Here is a 15,718-nt window from a genome sequence, read left to right as displayed (position 1 = left end):
AGTGATAACGAAACGCAAAAATCGTAAAGAAGACATTTTACAAGCATTGGCAACAATGCTTGAATCAAATGAAGGTGCGCAACGCATTACAACGGCTAAGCTTGCGGCCACCGTGGGTGTTTCAGAAGCGGCACTATACCGCCACTTTGCCAGTAAAACCAAAATGTTTGAAAGTCTGATCATCTTTATTGAAGACATTTTACTTTCACGCATTAACCATATATTACAAGAAGAGAAAGAGACCGAGACGAGACTACGTCTAATTGTGGCACTGATTCTTGGTTTTGCCGAAAAAAACCCAGGACTCACGCGTATTATGACGGGTCATGCATTGATGTTTGAACAAGAGCAACTTCAAGAAAGAGTTAGTCAACTTTTTGACCGGATTGAAACACAAATTAAGCAGGTTCTACGTGAAAGGAAATTGCGCGAAGGCACGGCTTACCTTACAGATGAACGCATATTATCGAGTCAAATACTGGCTTTTTGCGAAGGCATGATGTCACGCTATGTTCGTTCGGGTTTTAAATATTTACCGACTACCGATTTTGAACAACGCTGGTCGTTACTATTAAAACAACTGATTTAATCATCGATAAAAGGGGTTTAATAGATGGGAATTTTAGATAAAATTATTCAGTTTATCGAAAAGTATGACAGTGTGGTCATCGGTTATCTACTGCATATTGTCTTTGCGATATTAATTTTCTTACTCGGTCGTTTTATTGCCGCTTTTGTGAGTAAGCAATTACGTAAAATTTTGACATTAAAAGACGTCGAACCGACCATTATTAAATTTACCTCGTCGTTTGCTCGATACACCATTATGGGGTTTACACTGGTTGCAGTGCTCGGGCAGCTTGGTGTGCAAACGACGTCCATTGTGGCCATTATTGGTGCGGCAGGTTTAGCGATCGGTTTAGCCTTACAAGGCTCATTATCTAATTTTGCAGCTGGCGTATTGTTGATTTTATTTCGTCCATTTAAAGTGGGTGAACTGGTCATCATCAGTAGTATTCAAGGAACGGTTGATTCGATCCAAATTTTCTCAACAACCATTGTAACTCCCACTGGTGAAACGGTCACCATTCCGAATAACCAAGTTTTATCGACCAATATTATTAATTATACTCGTCAACCAAATCGTCGAATTGATCTGACGATTGGGGTTGATTACAGCGCTGATATTAAAGACGTCTATCACATTTTACAAAATTCCGTTGATAAAACGCCCAATATATTAACAGATTTAGGGGTTACCATCCGTTTTAATGAACTGGCTGCTTCATCGATCAATTTTATTGTTCTGGTTTGGACAACGAATGAAAATTATGGCGCAGTGAGAACCGTATTACTTGAAAACATCAAAATGGATCTAGATAGCCATAACATTAATATTCCTTTCCCAACCATGGAACTTAATATTAAAAAATAATGTATTAGCTATCATCAAGTCCCGCTAGGTGTATTCAGATATTCGCCTATTACGATGATTTAAATCGAAATGGAATCCTTAACACCTAGCATCGACAAGACACATCGATGCCCTTTAGCCCTGGCGTTACTCGTCTTACTACCCTTCCTGTCATATTTATGTAATAAACATTCGTTATACTTTGCTCAATTTATAAACCCTACTCCTGCGACTTTAACCCCCAGAGGCTTATATGAATTTGATGCTAGAAAAGACACTCAAGATGCCAATGCGCACATTAACCGCCAGCTTAATTGCCTGTTCATTATTTAGCTTTGCTTATGCACAAAGTAATGTGGTGAATAACCCACTTACCAGTAATGCCGATTTACACCGACAAGATGATATTCAAAAGATTGCAACCATCACAAGCACGATCGATAAACCAACCGTCGCTCCTGTCTATAAAAGTAATCAGCCTAATCGAATCACCACAACCTTAAAACAACCGACAGACACGGCTCGTTCATTTCGTTGGTTTACCAGTGAAGCAGCAAAAATGCCCATTGTATTGATTTCGATGCAATCAGATATGAAAAATGCCAAAGCCTACCCGGCACAAGCATCAACAGTTGAAAGCCACTACCTTGAGCGTGATAAAGACGGTTTTTTTATCTACAAAGTTATTGATGATAAAAACAATGTCGTACGCTACTTTACTGACAAAGGTATCAGTGACATCACCTGGGAACCTAAAAAGGAAGCCAAAAATAAAAATGAAGCTGTCGCTATTGATATTACCCCAGTACAAGAAATGATTTATAGCGCAGATATTCAGGGTTTATCACCTGCAACCACCTATTATTACCAAGTCGGTGATCAAAATGGCGAACTGAGTCAGGTGGGGCAATTTAAAACATCTGGCGCTGAACAAAATGCATTCACCTTTATCCAATATACCGACACACAAAATGCTTACTGGAACGAGCATATTCGCAATGAAGCTCAATTTGGTGCAGATACCCTACATCAAGCACAAAAAAAGGCACCAGAGGCCGAATTTGTGCTCCATACGGGTGATATCGTTGAAATTGGTGAAGCAGAAGATGAATGGCTTGATTTAATGTCGCAATCACAAGCATCATTATTGAACATGAGTTTTGTCCCTGTACCCGGTAATCACGATGAATACGGTCTCAATAAAACCGATCTCTACCTGAATAAATTCAATGATCACTTTAATGTTGATAGTGCGGGTAACATCGATGGGGGCTCATATTATTCATTCGATTATAACAATGCACATTTTATTGTACTCAATACCAATGATTACAAAAATAAAGATAAAAAAGCGTTAGGTGAAGCGCAGTTAAAATGGCTTGAAAATGATGTAAAACAAGCCCGTGAAAAAGGCGCAAAATGGGTTATTTTAAGTTATCATAAACCGCTCTTTTCTAAGTCATATCATTCATTACAAGACGAAGATGTGCAAAATGTTCGAGCCGACTTTATGCAGTTGATTGATAAACTGGATATTGACTTAGCCCTACAAGGTCATGATCATGTCTTTTCGCGTACCAAATCACTGAAATACGCTGATAAAGCGGATAGCTTTGTCAATGCGAAAATTGATAATGCACAGTTCACCTATGATGAAAATCACTATAAAAAATTAATTTCGCCAGCGGGAACAACCTTTATCATCCCAAATACTGGCGGAACCAAAGCGTATGATGCGATTTTCAACAAGCCACTAGCGCATATTCATGAAGTGCGACCAAAATTAAATTGGTTAACCCAAGCACAACTCGATCATTACAATAACTTGTTTGAGATAGGTTACCAACCCCAAGATTCAGCACGTTTTAAGACTAAACATGAAAATTACCGTGACAGTTCAGATCAAAACTTTGCGGTCTATAAAATTGAGGGTAATCAGTTAACGGGTGAAGTTTATCAAGTTTCTGGTGACCTATCAAAAGGCGAATCACGTAGTGTCAAACTGGTTGATAAATTCTATATTGAAAAACAGTAATGGATGATAAATCGGAATTAGTGGCTAACTGGCCACTAATTTTTTTGATAACAAATGAATCACTTAAATATCTTGATCCATATTTAAAGCAGGTTTTTCGCAATCAGGGCACCCCACCACTTTAGCGGGCACTCCCGCAACGGTTGTATGTGGCGGTACGGCACTTAACACAACAGATCCGGCCCCAATTTTAGCGCCTTTACCGATCTCAATATTCCCTAAAATGGTTGCATTAGCACCAATCATGACCCCTTCACGAATTTTAGGATGACGATCACCATTTTCTTTTCCAGTACCACCTAAAGTGACGGATTGTAAAATAGACACATCATTTTCAACCACGGCCGTTTCACCGATGACAATTCCCGTTGCATGGTCAAACATGACACCACAACCAATTTTCGCAGCTGGGTGAATATCAACACCAAAAGCAATCGCAATTTGGCTTTGTAAAAATGTGGCTAATGCACGACGATTTTGGTGCCAAAGCCAATGGGAAATACGATAAGCTTGTAAGGCTAAATAACCTTTATAATACAGTAACGGGGTGGAATAGTAGTTGGTCGCGGGGTCTCGTACATAAACCGCCATAATATCGGTCATTGCTGATTGAATAATTTTTGGTTCAGCTTGGTATGCTTGTCTTATCACTTCACGAATATCAATCGCCGACATGACTTCTGTTGAGAGTTTATTCGCAAGAATATAACTGATCGCACTGCCAATATTATCATGGTTAAGTAATGTGGCATGAAAATAACTAGCCAGCATTGGCTCACTTTCAACGAGATGATAAGCTTCTTCACGGATAGTGTGCCAAAGTTCATTATGGGTGACGATTTTTTTAGCCGCATTCACAGCATGACTCCCGTAAAGTAGAGATGGATTATTTTTTTGAATCAGGACTTTTCAGTTCTTCTTTTTGGGTACGCCCAAGCAACGCTTTAGCCGCTTCTTTAGGATCTTTATTACCATAAAGAATTTTATAGATTTGCTCAGTAATCGGCATATCAACATGATATTGTTGTGCAAGTAGCCAAACCTCTTTGGTATTTTGGCAGCCTTCAACAACTTGACCAATTAATGCTTTTGCTTCATCGATGGTTTTATTTTGGCCAAGTAAAATACCAAAACGACGATTACGTGATTGGTTATCTGTACACGTTAGCACTAAATCGCCCAATCCAGCCATCCCCATAAAGGTGATCGGATCAGCGCCGACAGCTGCACCCAAACGCATCATTTCAGCAAGACCCCGCGTGATCAATGCGGTTCGCGCATTAGCACCAAACCCCAGTCCATCTGATAAACCAGCGCCAATTGCAATCACATTTTTTACCGCACCGCCAAGTTGTACACCAATGAAATCTTTACTGCTATAAACCCGGAAGCTTTTACTACAGTGGAAGATGTTTTGCAGTTCACTTAAAAAGGTGTCATTGGTTGAAGCAACCGTAACGGCTGTGGGTAAGCCTTGAGCAACTTCTTTTGCAAAAGTCGGTCCAGAAATAACCGCTAACGGTATTTTTTCACCTAAAATATCCTTTGCAACATCTTGTAATAAGCGACCAGTATTCGTTTCTAGCCCTTTGGTTGCCCATACGATTTTCGAATCATTTCGTAGAAAAGGTTTGATTTTACTTAATACTTCACCAAAAGCATGGCTCGGCACAACAATCAATAAGATCGATGACGCTGAGACAGCTTTTTGTAGATCTTTTTCAATACATAAATTTTCAGGGAATAAAATATCCGGCAAAAAGCGTTTATTTTGCCGATCTTGTTCAAGCTCACTCATTTCACGTGGATCATGACCCCATAAAATCGTATCATGACCGTTACGGGCTAACAAAATTGCCAGCGCTGTACCATAAGAACCCGCACCAATTACCGTAATTGTAGAATGTGTTAGAGTATTCATATTCACCTTTTATTAGAATGAATTATTGTAAATTTTCGCTAGTATTCACAGCAGGCATTACAACTTCATCATTTGTACCAGCTTGTTGTTGCTGTAAATAATTCATGAACAATGCATCAAAATTAACAGGTTCTAAATTAACCGGTTGGAATGTCCCTTTGTTCACTAAGCTTGAGATAGTCTCGCGTGCATATGGGAATAAAATATTAGGACAAAATGCACCTAAACAATGCTGTAATTGATTACCACTGAAACCAACCACAGAGAAGATACCCGCTTGAGTTACTTCACAAATATAGGCAACCTCATCATTTGATTTAGTCGTTAATGTCACGCGTAATGCAACTTCATACACATTTTCTACAATCAATTGTGAAGAGGTATTGAGTTCAATGTTGACTTCTGGTTGCCATTCTTTAGGAAAAATTTGTGGTACATTTGGTGTTTCAAATGAAACATCTTTGATATACACGCGTTGGATTGCAAAGCTATTTTCTTGAGCTTGTTGAGCTTCAGTATTATTGTGTTCTGTCATAATTAATCCTTTGATCTATTTTTATTTTTTTACCAATGGTAAGTTTTCGCCATTCCAACCAGCAATACCATCTTTTAATGCAAAAACTTGCGCAAAGCCTTGCTTAACCAAAATGTCGCCTGATGCATTAGCTGACAGACCATTATCATCAACTAAAATAATTGGAGACTCTTTATATTTTTCAATTGCTTTAATACTGCCGTTTTTAATATCAACGGGCAAAATATTAAATGATTCCGTGATATGCCCTTTTCTAAAATTATCAGCAGAACGCAGATCAACAATCGCCGCATCTTGCTTGTTCATCATATGAATAGCTTGAGCCGAGCTTATCACTTTAACTTTAGTGAATTTACTTTTAATAGTGAGGTAGATAATCACAACAAAAAGTGCAACCCATGCGAGTGATAATAACGGATGATTTTTAATAAAAGGGATAATTTCGTTGATGATAAAGTCCATATTAATACAATTACCTGCTTTGAGTTAATTTATAAAAATTAAAGAGTGATTATAACGATATTGTCTGCCGAAATACAGTATTGAATCGCGAGATGGTCATTTTAACCGTTATAACACGATCAAAATGTGATATTGATCCGTCGTATAATCGCCCATCTTCACCGATGACACTCTTTTTTTACACTATAATGATAGGTTACGACAATAATTTAACGAAAATAGTTGATTAATCCATTGCCCCCAAATTCATCATACGGATTTCAATTGGTGTATTTTTTATCTAACCAATGATTTTATTGCATTATTTTAGTGCATTTTTGCTATTTTGGTGCAAAAATAGCTTGTGATTAGATAACAAAAAATGACACTGCCTTGTTATAGTGAAAATTAATTTATAATGCATTGAAAATATTACAATTTATTTTTAATTCGCACTGCATCAAAATATTGGCATTATTTTTGCTTATATCTACAACAAGGAATTATTTCCATTATCGTTTAAATTTCATCCCAATTATGGAGAACCAACATGTCGATAGAAAAAGTTTTAACAATGATAAAAGAGAACGATGTCAAATTTGTTGATTTACGTTTTACTGACACTAAAGGCAAAGAACATCATATCACCATCCCAGTTAGTCAAATTGATGCTGACTTTTTTGAAGATGGAAAAATGTTTGATGGTTCTTCAATTGCAGGTTGGAAAGGAATTAATGAATCAGACATGGTCTTAATGCCAGATTTATCAAGTGTTGTTATCGATCCATTTTATGAAGATACTACTGTGAATATCCGCTGTGATATTTTAGAACCCGCAACCTTACAAGGTTATGACCGTGACCCACGTTCAATTGCCAAAAAAGCAGAAGAATTTTTAAAATCGTCAGGTATCGCTGATACCGTTATTGTTGGTCCAGAGCCAGAATTTTTCTTATTTGATGATGTGCGTTTTGGTACGCCAATGTCAGGTAGTTTTGTTCATATTGATGATATTGAAGCGGCTTGGAACAGTGGCACAAAATATGATGAAGGCAATAAAGGTCATCGTCCAGGTGTTAAAGGCGGTTACTTCCCTGTTCCTCCTGTCGATTCATCACAAGATATGCGTTCAGCAATGTGTTTAATCATGGAACAACTTGGTTTAGTTGTTGAAGCCCATCACCATGAAGTGGCAACTGCAGGACAAAATGAAATCGCGTGTCGTTTTAATACATTAACCAAAAAAGCTGACGAAGTACAAATTTACAAATACGTCGTACAAAACGTTGCCCATGCTTATGGTAAAACAGCAACATTTATGCCAAAACCAATGTTTGGTGATAACGGTTCAGGTATGCACTGTCACCAATCATTAGCAAAAGATGGTGTTAACTTATTTGCGGGTGATAAATACGCAGGCCTTTCTGAAATGGCACTCTTTTACATCGGTGGTATCATTAAACATGCTAAAGCAATCAATGCCTTTGCAAACGCAACCACTAACTCATATAAACGTTTAGTTCCAGGCTATGAAGCCCCGGTTATGCTTGCTTATTCTGCGCGTAACCGTTCTGCATCAATTCGTATCCCTGTTGTAAGTAGCCCAAAAGCGCGTCGTATTGAAGTGCGTTTCCCTGATCCGACAAGTAACCCTTACTTATCATTCGCTGCTCAATTAATGGCTGGTCTAGATGGGATTATCAATAAAATTCACCCAGGTGATGCAATGGATAAAAACTTATATGACTTACCACCAGAAGAATCAAAATTAATTCCACAAGTTGCTGGTTCACTTGAAGAAGCATTAAAAGCGTTAGATGCAGATCGTGAGTTCTTAACGCGTGGTAATGTTTTTAGTGATGATATGATCGATGCTTATATCACCTTAAAAACCGAAGAAGTGGATCGCGTTCGTATGACACCACACCCGGTTGAATTTGAGATGTATTACAGCTTGTAATTAGCGATCAGTATTTGTGCGGCGAAAGCCGCACAAAATTTAATGATAGGTTAAGGAGGCACATTTTGGTTGCAAAACGAATACCAGTAAAACCATTGCCCGAAGCTGATGCCATTCTCAATTCAGTCTTAACCAATATTCTTGTTCTTGATAATAAACTGCATGTAATTTATGCCAACATGGCAGCTCAGCAATTACTGGCACAAAGTACCAAAAAACTTTATGGTGCTTACTTTCCTGATTTGCTCAACTATTTTTCACTCGATATTTCGTTAATGAATACGGCGCTTTCACAAGGGCAAGGTTTTACCGATAACGAAGTGAACATCGTCATCCAAGATCGTCTTTATGTATTGTCATTGACTGCACAACAATTTAACCGCGATTTCGTTTTAATCGAAATGACACCACTAAATAACCATAAACGGTTATCCCAAGAGCAATTACAGCAAGCACAACAAACGGCCGCACGAGATTTAGTACGCGGACTTGCTCATGAAATTAAAAACCCATTAGGCGGATTACGGGGCGCCGCGCAATTACTCTCTCGTGAACTGCCGCAAAACGAGTTGCAAGAATATACCAAACTCATTATCGAACAGGCTGACAGGTTACGTAATCTGGTTGACAGACTACTTGGACCACAACAAATTTTACAACAAAAAATGGCCAATATTCATCAGGCGATTGAAAGGACTTATGCGCTATTAAAATTGGAAAAACCCGCGAATATTGAAATCATGCGAGATTACGATCCAAGTCTGCCTGAACTCTTTCACGATCCAGAACAAATTGAACAAGTTATTCTCAATATTGCACGTAATGCCCTACAAGCATTAGGTCATCAATCTGATGGCACAATAACGATTAAAACACGTACTGCATTTCAGGTTACCTTGCATGGTACCCGTTATCGTTTGTGTGCAAGAATCGATATTGAAGATAACGGCCCTGGCATTCCAATGCATCTGCAAGATACCATTTTTTATCCAATGGTTAGCGGGCATGAGAATGGTTCAGGCCTAGGACTGTCGATTGCTCGTAACATCATCGATCAGCATCATGGAAAAATTGAATTTAACAGTTGGCCGGGACACACATTGTTCTCGATTTATCTGCCGATCCGCCAATGAGGAGTCATGCTATGAATTATCATCTCAATAATATCAACTCAGCGAATCATCATACCGACTATAATGAACCTAAACAGGTTTGGGTTATTGATGATGATAGCTCAATTCGTTGGGTATTAGAGAGAGCATTAACTCAAGCGGGTTTTAAATGTACCTGTTTTGACAATGGCCAAGTGGCATTAAATACCCTTGATAGCAGTTTACAAAAACCCGCCGTATTAATCTCCGATATTAAAATGCCTGAAATAGATGGCTTAACTCTGCTCAATTCTGTAAAAAATAACTATCCAACCTTACCCGTTATTATTATGACGGCCCATTCTGATTTAGATGCGGCAGTGAGCGCTTACCAAAAAGGTGCTTTTGACTATATTCCAAAACCGTTTGATGTTGATGAAATGGTGCAATTGGTTGAGCGAGCTATCATTCAAAGCCAAGCCAATCTATCAGCACAAACTGAAAAAAAACCAACTAGTACCGGTATTATTGGTGAAGCACCGGCTATGCAAGAAGTGTTTCGAATTATCGGCCGACTATCCAAATCATCCATTAGCGTGCTCATTAATGGTGAGTCAGGTACCGGTAAAGAACTTGTTGCACAAGCACTGCATACCCATAGCCCACGTTCACACGCGCCATTTATTGCTTTAAACATGGCGGCTATCCCTAAAGATTTAATCGAAGCCGAGCTATTTGGACATGAGAAAGGCGCCTTTACCGGAGCAACTCAGATCAGACATGGCCGCTTTGAGCAAGCCAATGGTGGCACGCTTTTTTTAGATGAAATCGGTGACATGCCATTAGATGTCCAAACACGTTTACTTCGCGTGTTGGCCGATGGCCAGTTTTACCGTATCGGTGGCTATTCTCCGGTTAAAGTCGATGTGCGCATCATTGCAGCTACTCACCAAAACCTTGAAAATCGTGTCAAAGAAGGCAAGTTTCGTGAAGACCTTTATCATCGCCTCAATGTTATACGAATCTTACTACCGCCATTGCGTGAACGCGCCAGTGACATTCCAACACTTGCCAGACATTTTTTACAAACCACCGCAGCAGAGCTAGGCGTTGAAGCCAAAGTACTGATGCCAGAAACGTTAAAAACACTCTCGCAATTTAGCTGGCCAGGGAACGTCAGACAACTCGAAAACATCTGCCGCTGGTTAACAGTAATGTCATCGAGCAAAGAGATTTTACCGCGTGATTTACCGACTGACCTACTGTTAGAAGAGTCGCCTTCTCACCATTTGCAGGATAACAGTAAACCGCATGATGTGAGTAGTCAAACAAATCACATCGCAGTGTTAAGTGAAGAATGGCAAAAACAGCTACAAAAATGGAGTAAGCAAGCACTGTTAGCTGGTAAAGAAAATATTTTACCTGACGTCAATTATCATGTTGAACGGATTTTACTGGAAACCGCATTAACATTTACTCGTGGCCATAAACAAGACGCGGCTAAACTCCTTGGCTGGGGGCGTAATACGCTCACGCGAAAGCTAAAAGAACTGAATATTAGCGATAGGTAACGGTATGATTATTGTTTGGGGATTGCTGATTAAAAAAGCGCCCCAAATGATAACCAAAAATTACGGTAAATAGGCTAACGTTGCCAATCGATATTCAAGATCTTTGGTGTTCAATTGTGCTAAATTTTATTGTCATTGATGCGCTAAATCACAGCCAAAATATCCATCAAATTTATACACGTCACTCGCGGTAACACGTGATTGCAACGGCGTTTAAATAATCAACAATTCACCACCATGTGCAAATTTTTAAATGGCAGCAATAGTTAAAAATTTTCTTATTTAACTGGACATTAACGTATGAAGGTTGTAAGTTTATAAATAATAACCACAGCGTTATTACTGAATTTAAACTGACATGCAAGTATGGTTAAATAAGGAGATTTATTATGGCTAAAAGTGCATCTACTGCTAAAATGAAAGCAGCACCCGCAAAAAAAGTAACAAAAGCATCATCTGTTAATGTAACAAAAGCTAAAGAACTGCAAAAAGCACCTCTTTTATTTCCTACCGATTTAGGTGAAAACGCATCACGTGATATTTCTGCAGCGATGAACTCTGTTTTAGCTGATGTGTTTGCATTATATTTAAAAACAAAGAATTTCCATTGGCATGTCAGTGGCCCGCATTTCCGTGACTATCATTTAATGTTTGATGAGCAAGGTGATGAAATTTTTGCCATGACCGATCCTATCGCAGAACGCGTACGTAAATTAGGTGGTACAACACTACGTTCTATTGGACATATCTCTAAATTACAAAGTATCAGTGATAACAATGCTGATTATGTAGAGCCATCAGATATGTTAAGAGAATTATGCCAAGATAATATTAAACTGACTTCTCGTATGCGTAGTGCTCACGATATTTGTGATAAATACAACGATACAGCAACAGCAAGTTTAATTGAAGAATGGATTAACGAAGCAGAACAACGTGCTTGGTTCCTATTTGAAACTAGCCGTAAATCAGATTCTTCTAACCATTAATTTAAACGACCACTCGCCGCATTCTGCGGCGAGTTTTTTATCTCAATTCAATCAAATATGATGGAGGTTTATGATGAGTAAACCAATCGCCGTTCTAGTTGGTAGCCTTCGTAAAGAATCGTATAATTTAAAAGTGGCGAAAGTACTTGCGCAAATCGCACCAAGTTCACTTGAGCTTAAAATTATTCAAATTGGTGATTTGCCTTTATATAATGAAGATATTGATGCAGATACACCACCGGCAGCTTATACACGTTTTAGAAATGAAATTGCTGCATGTAAAGGGGTTATCTTTGTCACGCCAGAATATAACCGTAGCGTGCCTGCTGTGATTAAAAACGCTATTGATGTTGGCTCTCGTCCTTATGGTAAAAGTGTTTGGTCAAAAAAAACCGCAGCTATCATCTCGGTATCACCGGGTGCTATTGGCGGGTTTGGTGCAAACCATCATTTACGTCAATCACTTGTCTTTTTAGATATGCCTACATTACAACAACCTGAAGCATATTTTGGTGGCGTGGCGAATGCCTTTGATGAAAAGGGTCATATTGTTGAAAAAAGCCAAGCCTTTTTAAAACAATTTATTGATGCCTATGCCGCTTGGTTTGAAAAATTGAGCTAACCAACCTATTGAAATAAAAAAGCACCTATTGGTGCTTTTTTTCTGCCTGAGACTTTCTGATTTTTCTTGCTCTTAACAAGTTTAGCGTTTCCACCGCCAATGAGAAGAACATCGCAAAATAGATATACGCTTTTGGTACATGAATATGCAAACTTTCCACCATCAGTACCACACCAACCATGATCAAAAAGACAATCGCCAACATCTTAATGGTTGGATTGGCTTCCACAAAATCACCGATCGTTTTCGCAGCAAACATCATAATCAGAACGGCAATAACAACCGCCGCAATCATAATAAAAATATGATCAGATAAACCAACTGCGGTAATAACCGAATCTAGACTAAAGACAATATCTAATGCCATGATTTCAGCAATGGCTTTAAAAAAGGGTAATTGTTTCGCTTTAACATCATCATGATGACCGACATTAAACATCTCAATAACTTCAAGGGTACCTTTCCATACTAAGAAAGCACCACCTAAAAATAAGACAATATCTCGTGCAGAAACCGCAAAGACCCCGCTTAGCGCACTAATATCGGCATCAGCACCGAGTAACTGCCATTGGTAGATATAAAATAACGGATGTGATAACTTTATTACCCAAGCTAGCGAGGCAAGTAAAGCAATTCGCATCACCATTGCGCCACCTAAGCCTAATTTTCGACCTAAGTTTTGTTGGTGTTTTGGTAAGCGAGTCACGACAAGTGATAAGAAGATAATATTGTCGATACCCAAGATGATTTCTAAAAACGTTAGAGTAATTAATGCTAGCCACGCATTAGGATCGGCTATCCATTCAAACATAATAAAACTTTACATGATTTTTCATTAGCTTATTATACGATAAAATAATGAATTAATACTAAATTTACATATTTTTAGCAAAAATAATTACCGGTAACTTACTGACTTATTCATATGAAAATACAATCAATTCCGACCACGGAATCAGAACTCATGCAACGAGCAAAATCGATTGCTGGCTATTCGTTACATGACATTGCACAAAGCATAGACTTGCCGATGCCGCCCGATCTAAAAAAGCAAAAAGGTTGGGTGGGGCAATTGATTGAACTCTATCTTGGTGCAAATGCGGGAAGTAAAGCTGAACAGGATTTTGCTCACCTAGGTATTGAACTTAAAACAATCCCCATTAATCGTTCAGGTTTACCGCTTGAAACCACCTTTGTAAGCGTCGCACCATTATTATCGAATCATGGCATAACCTGGCAAAGTAGCCATGTAAAATACAAGCTGAGTAAAGTACTTTGGATACCGGTAGAAGGCGATCGAACCATTGCATTAGCCGAACGCCGTGTGGGATTACCCATTTTATGGCAACCGTCACCACAACAAGAGCAACAACTTAAACAAGATTGGCAAGAGTTGATGGATATGATTGTATTAGGTCAGATTGAAAAAATTACCGCCCGCCATGGTGAATTTTTGCAAATTCGGCCCAAAGCGGCTAATGGTAAAGCATTAACGCAAGCCTATAATGAAAGTGGGGAATTAATCATGACACGTCCACGAGGCTTCTATTTAAAAAAACAGTTCACAAGTCAGATTCTACAGCATTATATTACTAATCTTCAGATACGCTAAGCAGGCATCAATGCCCGCTTACCTTCAAATTCACATCAAGTGTAAATTGATTACTGCTCATCAATATCGAGAATTAAAATTTTAGAGTTACGCTGATAGTTGTATAACTGCTTTTTCTTCATCGGTAAATCATCCACTTCTGCTGGGTTAAAGCCCTTTTCTCTAAACCAATGAATACTGCGCGTCGTCAGCACAAAGATTTTTTTAATCTTCATTTTTTGCGCTTGTTCTATTAGTTTATCTAGCAGCATATCCCCCCTTGCAGAACTTCGGTAATCCGGGTGAATCGCAACACATGCCATCTCTGCCATCTGTTCATCAAAATAGGGATAGAGTGCGGCACAGCCGATCGTAATATTGTCACGTTCGATGATGGTAAACTGATTGATCTCCATTTCGAGCTGTTCACGTGAACGTCGCACCAAAATGCCTTGCTCTTCTAGTGGCCGAATTAATTCTAAAATACCCCCAATATCATCAATCGTAGCTTTACGAATTTTTTCAGAATGTTCCATCGCCACTTGCGTGCCAATACCATCACGAGAGAAAATTTCTTGTAATATTGCACCATCAACCAAATAGCTGACTAAATGACCTCGATGTACGCCATGACGACAAGCTTTTGATGCCGCTCGTAAAAAACGGATATCACTCGAAAGATGAAGCCCTTGTTGTTCTTTTTCTCTAACATATTTATCAGCATCAACCGGAAATAAGTCAGTGATGACTTTACCGTCTTTATCCATCACGCCTTGCTCAGCACAAAAACTGATTAACTTATCTGCTTTTATTCGAATTGCCACTTCAGCGGCAACATCTTCAGACGATAAGTTAAAACTTTCACCCGTCACCGATACCCCAACGGGTCCAACTAACACAATCGAACCATGATTAAGTTGCTCATTAATCGCATCGCAATTAATACGACGAATTTTACCGGTATGACAATAATCGATGCCATCATCAACACCAAGCGGCTGGGCAATCACAAAGTTGCCACTGACCACATTGATATGCGAACCTTGTAAAGGCGTATTGTTAAGGCTCATGGATAAGCTGGCAGTAATATTGAGTTGCAACAGCCCAGTAACGCGTTTAACCACCTCAAGTGACCTTGCATCGGTAATGCGAGTATACTTATGATATTTGGGTTCAAGATGGTGAGCTTGCAGTTCATCATCAATTTGATTACGAGCACCATACACGATCACCAATTTAATGCCTAAACTGTGTAACAGTCCAAGATCATTAATGATATTTGCATAATTATGACTTCTCAAGGTTGCGCCAGTTAAGAGAATAACAAAGGTTTTACCCTGGTGAACATTAATATAAGGAACGGAGTGTCTTAGACCTTTAACCAGCTCTGTTGTACGTTCTTTCATTTCACACCCAAATGAATAAATATGCAATAATTGTGTATTTTTATTTATTTTAGCCAAAATGGCAAGTGATTTTATAATGATAAATCAAAATATCGATACCAATAAAAAAGGGAACAGATCATGAGCAAGTGCTTGTATCTAT

15 protein-coding genes are annotated in these 15,718 nt (G+C 38.7%); 9 read left to right on the top strand and 6 right to left on the bottom strand.

The genetic code is table 11. The annotated features are described in order from the left end of the window. The first annotated feature begins 1 nt into the window (after position 1). The 3 genes from slmA (at position 2) to ABEA36_RS10635 (ending at position 3,449) form a co-directional block, all read left to right on the top strand. Positions 2-589, top strand: coding sequence for a nucleoid occlusion factor SlmA (slmA, locus tag ABEA36_RS10645; RefSeq protein ID WP_345491935.1), 588 nt, complete (start codon positions 2-4; stop codon positions 587-589). 24 nt (positions 590-613) lie between these two features. Continuing rightward, the gene (locus ABEA36_RS10640; RefSeq protein WP_345491933.1) at positions 614-1,435 is read left to right on the top strand and encodes a mechanosensitive ion channel domain-containing protein; all 822 of its coding nucleotides are present in this window, start codon (positions 614-616) and stop codon (positions 1,433-1,435) included. A gap of 232 nt (positions 1,436-1,667) precedes the next feature. Further along, a complete protein-coding gene (locus tag ABEA36_RS10635; RefSeq protein WP_345491931.1) occupies positions 1,668-3,449 on the top strand; it encodes a purple acid phosphatase family protein in 1,782 nt (593 codons plus the stop codon). Positions 3,450-3,512: 63 nt separating this feature from the next. Here ABEA36_RS10635 and cysE read toward each other — a convergent pair whose 3' ends face one another. The 4 genes from cysE to ABEA36_RS10615 are packed head-to-tail and all read right to left on the bottom strand — an operon-like array spanning position 3,513 to position 6,367. Next, positions 3,513-4,289, bottom strand: a complete 777-nt coding sequence (cysE, locus tag ABEA36_RS10630; protein WP_345492014.1) for a serine O-acetyltransferase — start codon at positions 4,287-4,289, stop codon at positions 3,513-3,515. A gap of 46 nt (positions 4,290-4,335) precedes the next feature. Then, positions 4,336-5,370, bottom strand: coding sequence for an NAD(P)H-dependent glycerol-3-phosphate dehydrogenase (gpsA, locus tag ABEA36_RS10625; protein ID WP_345491929.1), 1,035 nt, complete (start codon positions 5,368-5,370; stop codon positions 4,336-4,338). Positions 5,371-5,392: 22 nt separating this feature from the next. Continuing rightward, a complete protein-coding gene (secB, locus tag ABEA36_RS10620) occupies positions 5,393-5,905 on the bottom strand; it encodes a protein-export chaperone SecB (RefSeq protein ID WP_345491927.1) in 513 nt (170 codons plus the stop codon). 21 nt (positions 5,906-5,926) lie between these two features. Further along, on the bottom strand, positions 5,927-6,367 hold the full coding sequence (locus ABEA36_RS10615; RefSeq protein ID WP_425571929.1) for a rhodanese-like domain-containing protein: 441 nt from the start codon (positions 6,365-6,367) through the stop codon (positions 5,927-5,929). Between the two features lie 529 nt (positions 6,368-6,896). Between ABEA36_RS10615 and glnA the strand changes: the two genes are divergently transcribed. The 5 genes from glnA (at position 6,897) to ABEA36_RS10590 (ending at position 12,579) form a co-directional block, all read left to right on the top strand. Further along, entirely contained in the window at positions 6,897-8,306 is a 1,410-nt protein-coding gene (gene glnA / locus ABEA36_RS10610) for a glutamate--ammonia ligase (RefSeq protein WP_345491925.1), read from the top strand. A gap of 80 nt (positions 8,307-8,386) precedes the next feature. After that, positions 8,387-9,439 (top strand): nitrogen regulation protein NR(II), encoded by a 1,053-nt coding sequence (gene glnL, locus ABEA36_RS10605; protein WP_345492010.1) that lies wholly within the window; start codon positions 8,387-8,389, stop codon positions 9,437-9,439. A gap of 11 nt (positions 9,440-9,450) precedes the next feature. Continuing rightward, on the top strand, positions 9,451-10,968 hold the full coding sequence (gene glnG / locus ABEA36_RS10600; protein ID WP_345491923.1) for a nitrogen regulation protein NR(I): 1,518 nt from the start codon (positions 9,451-9,453) through the stop codon (positions 10,966-10,968). Between the two features lie 389 nt (positions 10,969-11,357). Further along, positions 11,358-11,957, top strand: a complete 600-nt coding sequence (locus ABEA36_RS10595) for a Dps family protein (RefSeq protein ID WP_425571928.1) — start codon at positions 11,358-11,360, stop codon at positions 11,955-11,957. Between the two features lie 73 nt (positions 11,958-12,030). Continuing rightward, positions 12,031-12,579: an NADPH-dependent FMN reductase gene (locus tag ABEA36_RS10590; protein WP_345491921.1), complete on the top strand. Its 549-nt coding sequence runs from the start codon at positions 12,031-12,033 to the stop codon at positions 12,577-12,579. Between the two features lie 25 nt (positions 12,580-12,604). On the opposite strand, the gene ABEA36_RS10585 is transcribed toward ABEA36_RS10590, so the two are convergent. After that, the gene (locus ABEA36_RS10585) at positions 12,605-13,393 is read right to left on the bottom strand and encodes a TerC family protein (RefSeq protein WP_345492006.1); all 789 of its coding nucleotides are present in this window, start codon (positions 13,391-13,393) and stop codon (positions 12,605-12,607) included. 111 nt (positions 13,394-13,504) lie between these two features. On the opposite strand from ABEA36_RS10585, the gene mutH reads away from it, so the two are divergent. Further along, complete coding sequence (gene mutH / locus ABEA36_RS10580; RefSeq protein WP_345491919.1) at positions 13,505-14,191, top strand: DNA mismatch repair endonuclease MutH; 687 nt, start codon at positions 13,505-13,507, stop codon at positions 14,189-14,191. A 50-nt stretch (positions 14,192-14,241) separates the two neighbouring features. Here the strand turns inward: mutH and argA are convergent, their stop codons facing one another. Further along, positions 14,242-15,576: an amino-acid N-acetyltransferase gene (argA, locus tag ABEA36_RS10575; RefSeq protein WP_345491917.1), complete on the bottom strand. Its 1,335-nt coding sequence runs from the start codon at positions 15,574-15,576 to the stop codon at positions 14,242-14,244. Positions 15,577-15,718 lie beyond the last annotated feature (142 nt).

The sequence above is a fragment of the Orbus sasakiae genome (assembly GCF_039542345.1).
GTDB lineage: Bacteria > Pseudomonadota > Gammaproteobacteria > Enterobacterales > Orbaceae > Orbus > Orbus sasakiae.
This window is presented reverse-complemented; position numbering and strand designations above follow the sequence as displayed.